The 15,199-nt window shown below is 69.7% G+C and carries 13 protein-coding genes; 12 read left to right on the top strand and 1 reads right to left on the bottom strand.

The window, feature by feature from the left end; genetic code table 11:
* Window positions 1-240: 240 nt before the first annotated feature.
* The 6 genes from ftsZ to P2Q00_RS09415 all read left to right on the top strand — a co-directional run bounded on the left by ftsZ (window position 241) and on the right by P2Q00_RS09415 (window position 5,285).
* On the top strand, window positions 241-1,440 hold the full coding sequence (gene ftsZ / locus P2Q00_RS09440) for a cell division protein FtsZ (RefSeq protein ID WP_275771401.1): 1,200 nt from the start codon (window positions 241-243) through the stop codon (window positions 1,438-1,440).
* Entirely contained in the window at window positions 1,437-2,174 is a 738-nt protein-coding gene (gene pgeF, locus P2Q00_RS09435; protein ID WP_275771399.1) for a peptidoglycan editing factor PgeF, read from the top strand. Before ftsZ ends, pgeF begins: the two co-directional genes overlap by 4 nt.
* 5 nt (window positions 2,175-2,179) lie before the next feature.
* Window positions 2,180-2,899: a YggS family pyridoxal phosphate-dependent enzyme gene (locus tag P2Q00_RS09430; RefSeq protein ID WP_275771397.1), complete on the top strand. Its 720-nt coding sequence runs from the start codon at window positions 2,180-2,182 to the stop codon at window positions 2,897-2,899.
* Between the two features lie 128 nt (window positions 2,900-3,027).
* Complete coding sequence (locus tag P2Q00_RS09425; protein WP_275771396.1) at window positions 3,028-3,669, top strand: cell division protein SepF; 642 nt, start codon at window positions 3,028-3,030, stop codon at window positions 3,667-3,669.
* 72 nt (window positions 3,670-3,741) lie between these two features.
* On the top strand, window positions 3,742-4,026 hold the full coding sequence (locus P2Q00_RS09420; protein ID WP_016435858.1) for a YggT family protein: 285 nt from the start codon (window positions 3,742-3,744) through the stop codon (window positions 4,024-4,026).
* 53 nt (window positions 4,027-4,079) lie between these two features.
* Window positions 4,080-5,285 (top strand): DivIVA domain-containing protein, encoded by a 1,206-nt coding sequence (locus P2Q00_RS09415; protein ID WP_275771392.1) that lies wholly within the window; start codon window positions 4,080-4,082, stop codon window positions 5,283-5,285.
* 184 nt (window positions 5,286-5,469) lie between these two features.
* Here the strand turns inward: P2Q00_RS09415 and ileS are convergent, their stop codons facing one another.
* On the bottom strand, window positions 5,470-8,622 hold the full coding sequence (gene ileS, locus P2Q00_RS09410) for an isoleucine--tRNA ligase (RefSeq protein WP_275771391.1): 3,153 nt from the start codon (window positions 8,620-8,622) through the stop codon (window positions 5,470-5,472).
* A 600-nt stretch (window positions 8,623-9,222) separates the two neighbouring features.
* Here ileS and P2Q00_RS09405 point away from each other — a divergent pair.
* The 6 genes from P2Q00_RS09405 to P2Q00_RS09380 all read left to right on the top strand — a co-directional run bounded on the left by P2Q00_RS09405 (window position 9,223) and on the right by P2Q00_RS09380 (window position 15,183).
* The gene (locus tag P2Q00_RS09405) at window positions 9,223-10,578 is read left to right on the top strand and encodes a TraR/DksA family transcriptional regulator (RefSeq protein WP_275771389.1); all 1,356 of its coding nucleotides are present in this window, start codon (window positions 9,223-9,225) and stop codon (window positions 10,576-10,578) included.
* A 61-nt stretch (window positions 10,579-10,639) separates the two neighbouring features.
* Window positions 10,640-11,215 carry a signal peptidase II gene (gene lspA / locus P2Q00_RS09400; RefSeq protein ID WP_275771388.1) on the top strand — a complete coding sequence of 192 codons (576 nt, stop codon included), beginning with the start codon at window positions 10,640-10,642 and terminating at the stop codon, window positions 11,213-11,215.
* 58 nt (window positions 11,216-11,273) lie between these two features.
* Complete coding sequence (locus P2Q00_RS09395; protein ID WP_275771387.1) at window positions 11,274-12,218, top strand: RluA family pseudouridine synthase; 945 nt, start codon at window positions 11,274-11,276, stop codon at window positions 12,216-12,218.
* Entirely contained in the window at window positions 12,215-12,688 is a 474-nt protein-coding gene (locus P2Q00_RS09390) for a GNAT family N-acetyltransferase (RefSeq protein ID WP_275771385.1), read from the top strand. The genes P2Q00_RS09395 and P2Q00_RS09390 overlap by 4 nt, the downstream gene beginning before the upstream one ends.
* An 87-nt stretch (window positions 12,689-12,775) precedes the next feature.
* Complete coding sequence (locus P2Q00_RS09385; protein WP_275771384.1) at window positions 12,776-14,362, top strand: Na+/H+ antiporter; 1,587 nt, start codon at window positions 12,776-12,778, stop codon at window positions 14,360-14,362.
* Between the two features lie 80 nt (window positions 14,363-14,442).
* On the top strand, window positions 14,443-15,183 hold the full coding sequence (locus tag P2Q00_RS09380) for an SDR family NAD(P)-dependent oxidoreductase (protein WP_275771383.1): 741 nt from the start codon (window positions 14,443-14,445) through the stop codon (window positions 15,181-15,183).
* Window positions 15,184-15,199 lie beyond the last annotated feature (16 nt).

The raw sequence follows: 15,199 nt of genomic DNA, 5'->3' as shown, positions 1-15,199 counted from the left end.
GCTACGGCTGATCACATAGGGTGAAAAGAAAAACGGGAGGTTCGGCGTGTTCGTTGAACGTGCGCCACTTGTCGACTTAGTGTCCTGTTCGGAAGAGTCCAGCGAACAGTCACACTGGTAACCCTAAACTTCAACGTTAGGGTTCGGGTCGGCGTTATGGACCGTCCCAATCGGCATCAGTCGTCGGATCGCATCCCAAGCGAGGCGGCGACACGTAACTCGAGGCGAGAGGCCTTCGACGTGGCAGCACCGCAGAACTACCTCGCAGTCATCAAAGTCATCGGTGTCGGCGGCGGTGGTGTCAATGCCATCAACCGGATGATCGAGGTCGGTCTCAAGGGCGTCGAGTTCATCGCCATCAACACCGACGCGCAGGCGCTGTTGATGAGCGACGCCGACGTCAAGCTCGACGTCGGCCGCGAACTCACCCGCGGACTCGGCGCCGGAGCCAACCCGGCCGTCGGCCGCAAGGCCGCCGAGGACCACCGCGAGGAGATCGAAGAGGTCCTCAAGGGGGCCGACATGGTCTTCGTGACGGCCGGTGAAGGCGGCGGCACCGGCACCGGCGGCGCGCCCGTCGTGGCCAACATCGCCCGCTCCCTGGGCGCCCTCACCATCGGCGTGGTCACGCGCCCGTTCACCTTCGAGGGACGGCGCCGCGCCAACCAGGCAGAGGACGGCATCGCCGAACTCCGCGAAGAGGTCGACACCCTCATCGTCATCCCGAACGACCGGCTGCTGTCCATCTCGGACCGCCAGGTCTCGGTGCTCGACGCCTTCAAGTCGGCCGACCAGGTCCTGCTCTCCGGTGTCCAGGGCATCACCGACCTCATCACCACCCCGGGTCTGATCAACCTCGACTTCGCCGACGTCAAGTCCGTCATGTCCGAGGCCGGTTCGGCCCTCATGGGCATCGGCTCGGCCCGCGGCGACGACCGCGCCGTGGCCGCGGCAGAGATGGCGATCTCCTCGCCGCTCCTGGAGGCGTCCATCGACGGCGCCCGGGGCGTCCTGCTCTCCATCTCCGGCGGCTCCGACCTCGGCCTGTTCGAGATCAACGAGGCCGCCCAGCTGGTCAGCGAGGCCGCCCACCCCGAGGCCAACATCATCTTCGGCGCGGTCATCGACGACGCCCTCGGCGACGAGGTGCGGGTCACCGTCATCGCCGCGGGCTTCGACGGCGGCCAGCCGCCGGCCCGCCGGGACAACGTCATCGGCACCTCCTCGACCTCGGCCGCCCGCCGCGACGAGCCCACTCCGGTACGGCAGTCCGAGAGCCGCCCGTCCTTCGGCTCGCTCGGCAGCGTCACGCCGAAGGAGGACCCGGAGCCCGCACCGGAGCCGGCCAACGACCTTTCGGCCACCCCGCCGGTCCCGCCGTCGCGGTCCTACTCGGACAGCGCGGCCGAGGAGCTGGACGTGCCGGACTTCCTGAAGTGATAGGACAGCGCTCCCGAACGAGCACAGTGAACGGCGCGCACTTCGCCTTCACCGACCGGTGGGGCGGGGTGAGCGCCGTTCCGTACGAGGAGCTCAACCTCGGCGGAGCGGTCGGCGACGACCCCGGCGCCGTACGGACAAATCGTGACCTGACCGCCAAGTCCCTTGGGCTGGACCCGGCTCGGGTGGTCTGGATGAACCAGGTGCACGGGGCGGACGTGGCGGTGGTCGACGGGCCGTGGGGCGATCGTCCGGTGCCCGAGGTCGACGCCGTCGTCACGGTGCAGCGGGGTCTCGCGCTCGCCGTCCTCACCGCCGACTGCACGCCCGTTCTGCTCGCCGACCCGGTCGCCGGAGTGGTCGCCGCGGCCCATGCGGGGCGGCCCGGCATGGTTGCCGGGATCGTCCCCGCCGCCGTACGGGCCATGACCGAACTCGGCGCCGAGCCGGGCCGGATCGTCGCCCGCACCGGACCCGCCGTCTGCGGCCGGTGCTACGAAGTGCCGGACGCGATGCGGGCCGACGTGGCCGCCGTCGAGCCGGCGGCGTACGCCGAGACGAGTTGGGGCACTCCGGCGGTCGATGTGACCGCGGGGGTGCACGCGCAGCTCGAGCGGCTGGGGGTGCACGACCGGGAGCAGTCGCCGGTGTGCACGATCGAGTCGGGCGACCACTTCTCGTACCGCCGCGATCGAACCACGGGGCGACTCGCGGGATATGTCTGGCTGGACTGAGGGACATGAGGGACCGTAAGGACGAACTCGCCGAAAACCTGGCGAAGGTGGAGCGTCGTATCACTGCCGCCTGCCTGGCCGCCGGGCGCAAGCGCGAGGAGGTGACCCTGATCGTGGTCACCAAGACCTATCCGGCGAGCGATGTGCGGATTCTGTCGGGACTCGGTGTGCGACACGTGGCCGAGAACCGCGACCAGGACGCGGCACCCAAGGCCGCGGCCTGCTCGGATCTGCCCCTGACTTGGCATTTTGTGGGTCAATTGCAGACCAACAAGGTGCGTTCCGTGGTCGGTTATGCCGGCCTGGTGCAGTCCGTGGACCGCGCCCGGCTTGTCACGGCGCTCTCGAAGGAGGCGGTGCGACAGGAGCGCGAGCTCGGCTGTCTGGTCCAGGTCGCGCTCGACGCCGACGAGAGCGGCCGCGGGGAGCGCGGGGGCGTCGGGCCCGGCGGAATCGAAGAGTTGGGTGAGCTGGTCGCGCGGGCACCGGGTCTGCGGCTGGACGGTCTGATGACCGTCGCGCCGCTCACCGGCCCCTACGCGGGGCGCGAACTGGCGGCATTCGAGCGGTTGATGGATTTGTCGACGGACCTGCGCCGAGCTCATCCGGCTGCGAACATGGTCTCGGCAGGAATGAGTGCGGACCTCGAACAGGCCGTGGCCGCCGGGGCGACACATGTACGCGTCGGTACCGCGGTACTCGGAGTCCGCCCCAGGCTCGGGTAACGTCGCCAGGAAGTCGGACCACAGCAGAAAATATGGTCAGTGCCACCGAAGGCGGGCGCAACGACCTCGTGGATCGCGGGCACTTGGCAGTCGTCAGCCGATCCACCACAGAGCGGAGGACTCAGAGCATGGCCGGCGCGATGCGCAAGATGGCGGTCTACCTCGGCCTCGTGGAGGACGATGGGTACGACGGCCGGGGATTCGACCCCGATGACGACTTCGAGCCCGAGCTGGACCCCGAGCCCGAACGGGACCATCGGAGGCACGAACCGTCCCACCAGTCCCACGTAGCACATCAGTCCCAAAGGGACGAAGAAGTGCGAATCGTACAACCGCCCGCGTCACGCGAACCGGTGGCCCGTTCCGCTTCGCTACCCGCGGAATCCAGCCGTCCGGCGCGCATCGCGCCCGTGGCGTCCATCACACAAGAACGCGCAAGCCTGGAGAAGAACGCACCGGTGATCATGCCCAAGGTCGTGTCGGAACGAGAGCCTTACCGGATCACCACGCTTCACCCGCGGACCTACAACGAGGCCCGTACCATCGGGGAACACTTCCGTGAGGGCACCCCGGTGATCATGAATCTGACTGAGATGGATGACACAGACGCGAAGCGACTTGTCGACTTTGCGGCAGGATTGGTGTTTGGTCTTCACGGCAGCATCGAGCGGGTGACGCAGAAGGTGTTCCTGTTGTCGCCTGCTAACGTCGATGTCACGGCGGAGGACAAGGCCCGTATCGCAGAGGGCGGGTTCTTCAACCAGAGCTGAGACGCACGACCGGAAAAAGCAGTACAAGTAGTAACCAGCAGCACGGAAACAGGGGAGAGGGAAGCACCAGCAATGAGCGTGGTCCTGGATGTCATCTACATCGCGCTGATGTGCTTTCTCATCGTGCTCATCTTCCGGTTGGTCATGGACTACGTCTTCCAGTTCGCCCGCTCATGGCAACCCGGCAAGGCGATGGTGGTCGTTCTGGAGGCCACCTACACTGTCACCGACCCACCGCTCAAGCTTCTGCGGCGGTTCATTCCGCCGCTGCGCCTCGGGGGCGTGGCGCTCGACCTGTCCTTCTTCGTACTGATGATCATCGTCTACATCCTGATCTCGATCGTGAGCCGGCTGTGACCGATGTGACCTACCGTCTTGCCGATTGCCGACGACTACGTTGAGGTGAAGAGATGCCGTTGACCCCCGAGGACGTGCGGAACAAGCAGTTCACGACCGTCCGCCTCCGAGAAGGCTATGACGAGGACGAGGTCGATGCCTTCCTCGATGAGGTCGAAGCCGAACTGACCCGCCTGCTCCGCGAGAACGAGGACCTGCGGGCCAAACTGGCCGCGGCCACGCGCGCTGCTGCCCAGAACCAGCAGAACATGCGCAAGCCCCCGGAGGGCCCCGGCGGCCCCGGTCCGCAGGATCAGGGGCAGGGCATGCCTCAGCAGGGGATGCGCGGTCCGGGTGCTCCCGTACCCGCCGGCATATCGGGCCCGCCGCAGCAGCAGATGGGTGGCCCCATGGGTGGTCCGCCCCAGCTGCCGAGCGGTGCCCCGCAGCTGCCCGCCGGTCCCGGCGGTGGTCAGGGTGGTCCCCAGGGTCCCGGTCCGATGGGCCAGGGTCCGATGGGCCAGGGTCCGATGGGTCAAGGTCCGATGGGTCAAGGTCCGATGGGGCAGGGCCCCATGGGTCAGGGCCCGATGGGCGGCCAGCCTCCCATGCAGCAGCAGATGGGTGGTCCGATGGGCGGCCCCATGGGCGGTCCGATGGGCGGCCCCGGTCAGGGCCCTGGTGGCGACAGCGCCGCCCGTGTCCTCTCGCTGGCCCAGCAGACCGCCGACCAGGCGATCGCCGAGGCCCGCTCCGAAGCCAACAAGATCGTCGGCGAGGCCCGCAGCCGTGCCGAGGGTCTCGAGCGTGACGCCCGTGCCAAGGCCGACGCGCTGGAGCGGGACGCGCAGGAGAAGCACCGCGTCGCGATGGGCTCCCTGGAGTCCGCCCGCGCCACGCTGGAGCGCAAGGTCGAGGACCTGCGCGGCTTCGAGCGCGAGTACCGTACGCGCCTGAAGTCGTACCTCGAGTCCCAGCTCCGTCAGCTGGAGACCCAGGCCGACGACTCGCTGGCTCCGCCGCGTACCCCGGCGGCCGCGTCGCTTCCGCCGTCCCCGGCGCCTTCCATGGCACCGGCCGGCGCGAGCGCCCCGTCGTACGGCGGCAACCCGACCATGGGCGGCGCCCCGGCTCCGGCTGCTCCGTCCTACGGCGGCCAGCAGCAGATGTCCCCGGCGATGACCCAGCCCATGGCTCCGGTCCGTCCCCAGGGTCCGTCGCCGATGGGCCAGGCTCCCTCGCCGATGCGTGGGTTCCTGATCGACGAGGACGACAACTGACGGCCGGCCACGGCCACTAGTACGCCGTAGGCGTCGGCAGCGTTCAACAGGGCGGGGCCCCGGATTTCGATCCGGGGCCCCGCCCTGTTTACGCGTGTTGCAGATGACGGGGAGGGATTCGGCGAGCGGTACGTCACGGGCCCGGCACTCCCGCTCAGGGAGTGCCGGGCCCGTCGGTGCTCGCTCAGGCCTTGCGCAGGCGGAACGTCAGGGACAGGCCCTCGTCGGTGAACGGGTCGCCGTACGTGTCGTCCGCCTCTCCTTGTGCCCTGTGCTCATTCAAGAAGGCCGTCGCCAGGACCTCGTCGGCGATCAGGGGCGCGTGCTCGGTGAGGGCCGCGATGACCGCCGGGTCCGTGGACGTCCAGCGCAGGGCGATACGGTCGGCCACGTCGAGGCCGCTGTTCTTGCGGGCCTCCTGGATCAGGCGGATCGCGTCACGGGCGAGGCCCGCCTGGCGCAGCTCCTCGGTGATCTCCAGGTCCAGGGCGACCGTGGCACCCGAGTCGGAGGCCACCGACCAGCCCTCGCGCGGCGTCTCTGTGATGATCACCTCATCCGGGGCGAGGGTGATCGTTTCGCCGTCGACCTCGACCGACGCCGTGCCCTCGCGCAGGGCCAGGGACAGCCCGGCAGCGTCCGCGCCCGCGACGGCCTTCGCCACGTCCTGGACGCGCTTGCCGAACCGCTTGCCCAGGGCGCGGAAGTTGGCCTTCGCGGTCGTGTCGACGAGGCTGCCGCCGACCTCGCTGAGCGACGCGAGGGATGTGACGTTCAGCTCCTCCGTGATCTGCGAGTGCAGCTCGCGGTCGAGGGCGTCGAAGCCGGTCGCGGCGATGAGCGCACGGGACAGCGGCTGGCGGGTCTTCACGCCCGACTCCGCGCGCGTGGCACGGCCCAGCTCCACGAGACGGCGGACGAGGACCATCTGCTTCGACAGCTCGGGGTCGATCGCCGTCAGGTCCGCCTCGGGCCAGGACGCCAGGTGCACCGACTCCGGGGCTCCCGGGGCGACCGGCACGACCAGGTCCTGCCAGACCCGCTCGGTGATGAACGGGGTCAGCGGGGCCATCAGCTTGGTGACCGTCTCGACGACCTCGTGCAGGGTGCGCAGCGCCGCCTTGTCGCCCTGCCAGAAGCGGCGGCGCGAGCGGCGGACGTACCAGTTGGAGAGATCGTCGACGAACGCCGACAGGAGCTTGCCGGCGCGCTGGGTGTCGTAGGCCTCCAGAGCCTGTGTCACCTGGTCGGTGAGCGCGTGGAGTTCGGACAGCAGCCAGCGGTCCAGGAGCGGACGGTCCGCCGGGGCCGGATCGGCCTCGCTGGGCGCCCAGTTGGAGGTGCGCGCGTACAGGGCCTGGAAGGCGACCGTGTTCCAGTACGTCAGGAGCGTCTTGCGGACGACCTCCTGGATGGTGCCGTGGCCCACGCGGCGTGCCGCCCACGGGGAGCCGCCGGCCGCCATGAACCAGCGCACCGCGTCCGCGCCGTGCTGGTCCATCAGCGGGATCGGCTGCAGGATGTTGCCCAGGTGCTTGGACATCTTGCGGCCGTCCTCGGCGAGGATGTGGCCCAGGCAGACCACGTTCTCGTACGAGGACTTGTCGAAGACCAGCGTGCCGACGGCCATGAGCGTGTAGAACCAGCCGCGGGTCTGGTCGATCGCCTCGGAGATGAACTGCGCCGGGTAGCGGCTCTCGAACAACTCCTTGTTCTTGTACGGGTATCCCCACTGCGCGAACGGCATCGAACCCGAGTCGTACCAGGCGTCGATGACCTCCGGCACGCGCGTGGCCGTCTTGTGGCACTTGGGGCAGGCGAGCGTGACGTCGTCGATGTACGGGCGGTGCGGGTCCAGTTCGGACTGGTCGGTGCCGGTCAGCTCGGTGAGCTCCGCGCGCGAGCCGACGACGGTGAGGTGGTCGTCCTCGCAGCGCCAGATCGGCAGCGGGGTGCCCCAGTAGCGGTTGCGGGACAGCGCCCAGTCGATGTTGTTGTTCAGCCAGTCGCCGTACCGGCCGTGCTTGACCGTGTCGGGGAACCAGTTGGTGTTCTCGTTCTCCTGGAGGAGGCGGTCCTTGACGGCCGTGGTGCGGATGTACCAGGACGGCTGCGCGTAGTAGAGGAGCGCGGTGTGGCAGCGCCAGCAGTGCGGGTAGCTGTGCTCGTACGGGATGTGCCTGAAGAGGAGGCCGCGCTGCTGGAGGTCCTCGGTGAGCTGTTCGTCCGCCTTCTTGAAGAAGACACCGCCGACCAGCGGGACGTCCTCCTCGAAGGTGCCGTCCGGGCGGACCGGGTTCACGACGGGCAGGCCGTAGGCGCGGCAGACCTTGAGGTCGTCCTCACCGAAGGCGGGGGACTGGTGGACCAGGCCCGTACCGTCCTCGGTCGTGACGTACTCGGCGTTGACGACAAAATGCGCCTCGGCCGGGAACTCCACCAGCTCGAACGGTCGTTGATAGGTCCAGCGCTCCATTTCGGCGCCGGTGAAGGACTGACCGGTGGTCTCCCAGCCCTCGCCGAGTGCCTTGGCGACGAGCGGCTCGGCGACGACGAGCTTCTCCTCGCCGTCGGTCGCGACGACGTAGGTGACCTCGGGGTGCGCGGCGACGGCCGTGTTGGAGACCAGCGTCCAGGGGGTCGTCGTCCAGACCAGGAGCGCGGCTTCGCCGGCGAGCGGACCGGAGGTGAGGGGGAAACGGACGTACACGGACGGGTCGACGACCGTCTCGTAGCCCTGCGCCAGCTCGTGGTCCGACAGGCCGGTGCCGCAGCGGGGGCACCAGGGGGCGACGCGGTGGTCCTGGACCAGCAGGCCCTTGTTGAAGATCTCCTTGAGCGACCACCAGACGGACTCGATGTACTCCGGGTCCATCGTGCGGTAGGGGTCGTTGAGGTCGGTCCAGTAACCCATGCGGGTCGTGAGGGCCTCGAAGGCGTCGGTGTGGCGGGTCACGGACTCGCGGCACTTGGCGTTGAACTCGGCGATGCCGTACGCCTCGATGTCCTTCTTGCCGCTGAAGCCGAGCTCCTTCTCGACGGCCAGCTCCACCGGGAGGCCATGGCAGTCCCAGCCGGCCTTGCGGGCCACGTGGTAGCCGCGCATGGTGCGGAAGCGGGGGAAGACGTCCTTGAAGACGCGCGCCTCGATGTGGTGGGCGCCCGGCATGCCGTTGGCGGTGGGCGGGCCCTCGTAGAAGACCCACTCGGGGCGGCCCTCGGACTGCTCCAGGGTCTTGGCGAAGATCTTCTGCTCGCGCCAGAAGTCGAGCACGGCGTGCTCGAGCGCGGGCAGGTCGACCTGGGCGGGCACCTGGCGGTACGTCGGCGTTGTCATCAGCGAGCTTCCTCCGGCGGACTTGCTGCCTTCCGTCCGGAGGGACGAGAGCTGTCTTCTGTACGCCGGTTTCGGCGCGCTCCCGCGGTACCACCCTCCTTGGCTCCCCGGTGCATCCCGCGCTCCGGTGAGCCCCCTCATTGGGGTCGCGATGCCGGTTCTACCGGCCGCTGCTTTTCGGCTGCGGCTTTCTTCCGGCGGCTCCGGGGTGATCTTCACGTCGCGCTCGCCCCCGGGCTTCCACCGTCCCCGGGTCGCTCTGGGCTGCGTACGTCGCTACTCGTCCCCATCCACGCTTTTCGCTCCGCCCAGTGTACGGCGCCGCGCGGACAGCGGCCGACCGGTTTTCGCGCTCCGGGGGCGGGGGCGCCGTACGGACGGAGATGACCCGAATGGAGCGGTACGCGTGTTCGGATTCTGGGACGGACGGTCCAGCGGATTACCCCGCGGGGAGCTGGGCACAACGCATGCAGGCTTGCGGAGCGGCATGCGCGAGCCGGGCGAATCGGGCGGTGTGCCCCGTTGCCGCGGGACTGAAGTCGATTTATCGTCCCAGCACGATTCGCGTGCAAGATCACAATATGTGAAGGGGCCGCGGCCATGGTGGCGAAGAAGACCGCCGTACAGCAGTCGGCGTCCGACGGGTCCACACCGGCCTCCGGCGGAGCGGCCAAGGATGTGAGCGGCAAGAAGAGCACGCGGGGAGGAGCTGCGGCGCATGCGGCCACCGCGGCTGCGGCAGGGAAGACCGCGCGGCCGGTGAAGACGGTTCGGGGGGCCGCGGGCGGGGAAGGACCGGGCGCAGCCAGGGAGACGGCTCCGGCGAAGAAGAGCGGCACCAAGAAGGCGACCGTCGCCGAGACGGCTCCTCAGGGGGCGACCGCGGAGGAGGGGCCCGAGAGACCTGCTGGGACGCGGAGCGTGGGGGGCGGCAAGGAGGCGGCCGGCAGGGACGACGCAGAGAAGAAGGCGGCCACGACGAAGGCTGCGGCGAAGAAGGCCGAGGCGAGGAAGACAGTCGCAAAGAAGGCGGCTGCCGGGAAAGCGGCGGCCGACAAGGCGGGGGCCGGTAAGTCAGCCGTTCCCGAAGGGGGCGCTGAGCCGGTCGGCGCCAAGAAGGAGGCGGTGGCGAAGAAGGCGGCCGCCAAGAAGGGCGCAGCCAAGAAGGCCGTGACCGGGAAGACCGCCGCCACAGAGGGCGCCGACGAAGCGCGCGGTTCTGAGCAGCGTTCCGGCGGGAAGGACGTCGTCGGTAGGGCCGCGGCGGAGAAGTCCGCGGGCAGAAAGGCCGAGGCCAGGACAGGCACGACCACGAAGAGCGCGGGCACGGAGCGGGGGGCCGACAAGGCCGCGGAGGCGAAGAGCGGCGCCTCCAAGCGGGCGGTCGGCAAGGCCGTGGGCGCGAAACGTGTGGGCAGGAAGAGTACGGCCAAGAAAGCGGGCGCGGCCAAGGCCGCGGAGCAGACGGGAGCCACGACGGTGGTTGCGAAGAAGACTCCTGGCACGGCCACGGCGGCCAAGACCGCCGTACCCAAGGCACGCGTCGCCGCGGCGGAGCCGGGCGAGCTTGCGGTGCGCCCCGGTGAGGACCCCTGGACCCCGGAGGAGGTCGAGGAGGCCCGTGCCGAGCTGCTGTCCGAGGTGCAGCGGCTGCGCGACGAGATCACCACGTCAGAGAACGCTGTCGCCGGCCTGATGCGGGACTCCGGGGACGGTGCGGGCGACGACCAGGCGGACACCGGCACCAAGAACATCACGCGCGAGCACGAGCTGGCTCTCGCGGCCAACGCGCGCGAGATGCTCACGCAGACCGAGCGCGCCCTGGTGCGGCTGGATGCCGGTACCTACGGTCTCTGCGAGAACTGCGGCAATCCCATCGGCAAGGCCCGGATGCAGGCGTTCCCGCGGGCCACCCTGTGCGTGGAGTGCAAGCAGAAGCAGGAACGCCGGTACTGAGGGACCACGGAGGCGTGTCGTACCCTCGTCCCGAGGCAGGTATCTAGGTTGAGGGACTCACGTGGCAGAGGCGGAGCGCATCATCGGTACGCCGGATACCCCAGAGGCGGCGGGGGCCGAGGCGGAGCAGGGCGAGACCGCGCGCCCCAGGGGCAAGCGCCGTATCGCCGTGCTGTTCGCGGTCGCCGCGTTCGCGTACGCCCTCGACCTGGTCAGCAAGATGATCGTGGTCGCCAAGCTGGAGCACCACGCGCCGATCCAGATCATCGGGGACTGGCTGCAGTTCGAGGCGATCCGCAACGCGGGCGCGGCCTTCGGCTTCGGCGAGGCCTTCACCGTGATCTTCACGGTGATCGCGGCGGCCGTGATCGTGGTGATCGCCCGGCTCGCCCGCAAGCTCTACAGCCTGCCCTGGGCGATCGCGCTCGGCCTGCTGCTCGGCGGCGCGCTCGGCAACCTCACCGACCGGATCTTCCGCTCGCCCGGCGTCTTCGAGGGCGCGGTCGTCGACTTCATCTCGCCCAAGGGCTTCGCCGTCTTCAACCTGGCCGACTCGGCGATCGTCTGCGGCGGCATCCTGATCGTGCTGCTGTCCTTCAAGGGGCTCGACCCGGACGGGACCGTCCACAAGGACTGAGCCCGGGTTTTCCACAGGCTCGGTCGGGGCCGTCGGCGGTGTCCTGCATACTCGACGGGTGAGCACGATTCCCGAGATCCGTACCCTGCCCGTGCCCGACGGCCTGGAGGGCGAGCGCGTAGACGCCGCCATCTCCCGCATGTTCGGCTTCTCCCGTACCAAGGCCGCGGAGCTTGCCGCGGCGGGGAAGGTCACGGTCGACGGCTCGGTGGTCGGAAAGTCCGAGCGGGTGCACGGCGGGGCCTGGCTCGAGGTCGAGATGCCGTCGGCACCCGCGCCCGTGCAGATCGTCGCGGAGCCGGTCGAGGGCATGGAGATCGTGTACGACGACGATGACGTGGTCGTGATCGTCAAGCCGGTCGGTGTCGCCGCGCATCCGAGTCCCGGCTGGACCGGACCGACCGTCATCGGTGGGCTCGCTGCCGCCGGCTACCGCATCTCCACCTCCGGCGCCGCCGAGCGCCAGGGCATCGTGCACCGCCTCGACGTCGGCACCTCGGGCCTGATGGCCGTGGCCAAGTCGGAGCGCGCGTACACCTCGCTCAAGCGCCAGTTCAAGGAGCGCACGGTCGACAAGCGCTACCACACGCTCGTGCAGGGCCACCCCGACCCGACCAGCGGCACCATCGACGCGCCGATCGGCCGCCACCCCAACCACGACTACAAGTGGGCGGTCACGGCCGACGGAAAGCCGTCCGTCACGCACTACGACCTCATCGAGGCCTTCCGTGCCGCCTCGCTCCTCGACGTCAAGCTCGAGACCGGGCGCACCCACCAGATCCGTGTCCACATGGCCGCCCACCGGCACCCGTGCGTCGGCGATCTGACGTACGGCGCCGACCCGACGCTCGCCAAGCGGCTGCAGCTGAGCCGCCAGTGGCTGCACGCCGTGCGGCTCGGCTTCGAGCACCCCGGGGACGGGCAGTGGGTGGAGTTCGAGAGCGACTACCCCGCCGATCTGCAGAAGGCCCTGGACCAGGTCCGTGAGGAGACCTACGGATGAGCGGCACGCACGCGTACGTGGTGCGCGTCGCCGTGGACCCTGCCGACCTGGAGGCGTGCTTCTCAGTGCGCAAGGAGGTCTTCGTCGGCGATCAGGGCGTGCCGGAGGATCTTGAGTACGACGCGTACGACGCCGTAGCCGTGCATGTGCTGGCCGTGCGGGAGGACGGGGTGTCGCTCGGCACCGGGCGGCTGCTGCACGGGGAGGCGGCCGCGGCGAAGGTCGACGGGGATCTGACGGTGGGCTCGCTCGGGCGGCTCGCTGTCGCCAAGGAGGCCCGCGGACTGGGTGTCGGCGTCGCCCTCGTGCGGGCCATCGAGGACGCGGCACGCGCGCGTGGGCTCGCGGCCGTGGATCTGCATGCGCAGACGCATGCGCTCGGGTTCTACGAGCGGCTGGGATACGAGGCGTACGGGCCGGAGTACCCGGAGGCGGGCATCCCGCACCGGGCGATGCGGCGCGCTCTGTAGCCGAGGGGCCGAAAACGCTGGTGGGGAAGGCGGCGTGGCAGGCTTGAGCACTGCTGCCCGTACGTCGACCTTCCCGGAGCGCTGACCGTGGATCAGTTGGCCCTGTTGTTCGTGCTGTTGCTCGGGGCCCTGGTGAGCGTCCCGGTCGGGGACCGGTTCGGGCTGCCGGCGCCGGTGCTGATGACGCTCCTCGGGATCGTGCTCGCCGTACTCGACTTTGTGCCGAACGTCGACGTTCCGCCGGAGCTGATCCTGCCTCTGCTGCTCCCGCCGCTGCTGTACGCGGCGGTGCGGCGCACGTCCTGGCGGCAGTTCGCGGCCAATCGGCGGCCGATCTTCCTGCTGGCGGTGGCGCTCGTGTTCGTCACCACCGTGTGCGTGGCCCTGGTGGCACACGCGATCGTGCCGGGGCTGTCCGTCGCCGCCGCGGTGGCGCTCGGTGCGCTCGTCGCGCCGCCCGACCCGGTCGCCGCGACCGCGGTCGCCGGGCAACTGGGGTTGCCGCGCAGGCTGGTGTCCATCCTGGAGGGCGAGGGCCTGTTCAACGACGTCACGGCGATCGTGCTGTACCACGTGGCGATCGCCGCAGCCGTCAGCGGCACCTTCGCACCGGGGCGCGCCGCGCTCGACCTGGTGCTCTCCGCCGTGGTGGCCGTGGCGGTCGGGCTCGCCCTCGGCTGGGGCGCCAACAAGCTCATGGATCTGCTGGGCGACCCGACCCTGCAGATCGGGATGACACTGCTCGTGCCGTACGCGTCGTATGTGCTTGCCGAGGAACTGCACGGGTCCGGGGTGCTCGCCGTCCTCACGACCGCGCTGTTCCTCGCCGAGTACGCCACCGACGCCGACGATGTGATGACACGGCTGACCGGGCATGCGTTCTGGGACATCGTCGACACGCTCGTCACGGGCGTCGCCTTCGGGCTGATCGGCCTCGAACTGCACAACGCCGTGCGGACGGCGTCCGGGCGATGGGGCGAGATGCTCGGCTGGGCGGGCGTGATCGTGGCCGTGGTGGTCGTCGTACGGCTGGTGTACCTGCTGCCGGCGACCTGGCTCACCAAGCGGCTGCACGCGAAACGGGACTACGACGAGGACATCCCGATGAGCTTGCGGGAGACCGTCGTCATGTGGTGGTCGGGGATGCGGGGCGTGGCCTCGGTGGCGCTGGCGCTGGCGATTCCGCTGACCACCGACGACGGTTCGGCCTTCCCCGACCGGGACGAGATCGTGTTCATCGCGTTCGGGGTGATCATGGGGACGCTGGTGCTCCAGGGGCTGACCCTGCCGTGGCTGGTGAAGCGGCTGGGGGTGCAGGCCGACACGGAGCGGGAGAAGGACTTCGAGAAGGCCCTCGCCGTCCGGGCGGCCAGGGCGGCCAAGCGGCGGCTGAAGGAGATCGAGCAGGTCGAGGAGCTTCCGGAGGAGCTGTCCGAGCAGATGCTGCGGCGGGCCTTCGACATCGGGGTGCGGATCAGCCCGGACATGGGGGACGAGGAGCGGCGGGAGGCGCATGAACACCGGGTGCGCCGGCTGAAGCGGGTGCGGCGGATCCAGGGCGAAATGCTGAGCGCGGCACGGCACGAGGTGCTCGCGGCGCGCAGCGAGCCCGGGGCGGATCCGGAGATCGTGGACCGGGTGCTTCGCCATCTCGACGTGCGCAGTCTGCGGTGAGCGGGACGCTGTTCATGATCTGCGCATGGCGGGCGTGTAAAAGCAGCGACCCGTCCGCGTGCGGTGCGTAGGGTCGGATCATGGCTCGCAATGTCGTCATCAGCGGTGGTGGTACGGGGATCGGACTTGCCGCGGCGCAGGTCTTCGCGGCGGACGGGGATCGGGTCCTGCTGCTCGGGCGCCGGGTGGAGGTGCTGGAGAAGGCCGGGGTGCCGGGGGCGCTGTCGTATGCGGGGGATCTGAGTGATCCACGCGCCGTGCGTGGGGTCGCCGGCCTTGTGGAACGGGAGTTCGGGACCGTGGACGTGCTGATCCACAGTGCCGGTGGCGCCGGGCATCTGGAGCCCGGGTCGGAGAGCGAGGATCCCCTCGACCGGGTCGCGCACAACTGGACCGTGAACTTCCGTATCAACACCCTGACCGCGGCCCTGCTGACCGAGGCCCTGAAGGACCGGCTCGCCACTCCTGGCGGACGGGTGCTGTTCGTCAGCTCCATCGCCGCCTACCGGGGGTCCGGCAGCGGGGCGTACGCGGGAGCCAAGGCCGCGCTGCACCCGTACGCCCATGACCTCGCCCGGGAGCTGGGGCCGCGCGGGATCACCGCCAACGTGGTCGCGCCCGGGTACATCGAGGACACCGAGTTCTTCGGGCCGCGGATCGACCCCGCGCGGCGCGAACGGCTCGTCGACGACACCCTGAACAAGCGCGCCGGCACCCCCGGCGACGTGGCCGCGACCCTGCACTGGCTCGCCTCTCCGGGTGCCGGGCATGTCACCTCGCAGGTTGTGCAGGTCAACGGGGGTGCGGAGCGCGGCCACTGAGGCCGTGCACAGGTTT

The sequence above is a fragment of the Streptomyces coacervatus genome (genome assembly GCF_029223485.1).
In the GTDB taxonomy this organism is placed as follows: Bacteria; Actinomycetota; Actinomycetes; order Streptomycetales; family Streptomycetaceae; genus Streptomyces; species Streptomyces coacervatus.
Note: the sequence above shows the minus strand (reverse complement) of the source record. Positions and strands in the feature narration are given on the sequence as shown.

Excerpts from the sequence above, each read along its gene's own strand:
- P2Q00_RS09425 (WP_275771396.1), top strand. The coding sequence starts at position 3,028 with ATGGCCGGCGCGATGCGCAAGATGGCGGTCTACCTCGGCCTCGTGGAG.
- P2Q00_RS09405 (WP_275771389.1), top strand. The coding sequence starts at position 9,223 with ATGGTGGCGAAGAAGACCGCCGTACAGCAGTCGGCGTCCGACGGGTCC.
- P2Q00_RS09415 (WP_275771392.1), top strand. The coding sequence starts at position 4,080 with ATGCCGTTGACCCCCGAGGACGTGCGGAACAAGCAGTTCACGACCGTC.
- P2Q00_RS09380 (WP_275771383.1), top strand. The coding sequence starts at position 14,443 with ATGGCTCGCAATGTCGTCATCAGCGGTGGTGGTACGGGGATCGGACTT.
- P2Q00_RS09430 (WP_275771397.1), top strand. The coding sequence starts at position 2,180 with ATGAGGGACCGTAAGGACGAACTCGCCGAAAACCTGGCGAAGGTGGAG.
- ileS (WP_275771391.1), bottom strand. The coding sequence starts at position 8,622 with ATGACAACGCCGACGTACCGCCAGGTGCCCGCCCAGGTCGACCTGCCC.
- P2Q00_RS09390 (WP_275771385.1), top strand. The coding sequence starts at position 12,215 with ATGAGCGGCACGCACGCGTACGTGGTGCGCGTCGCCGTGGACCCTGCC.
- P2Q00_RS09420 (WP_016435858.1), top strand. The coding sequence starts at position 3,742 with ATGAGCGTGGTCCTGGATGTCATCTACATCGCGCTGATGTGCTTTCTC.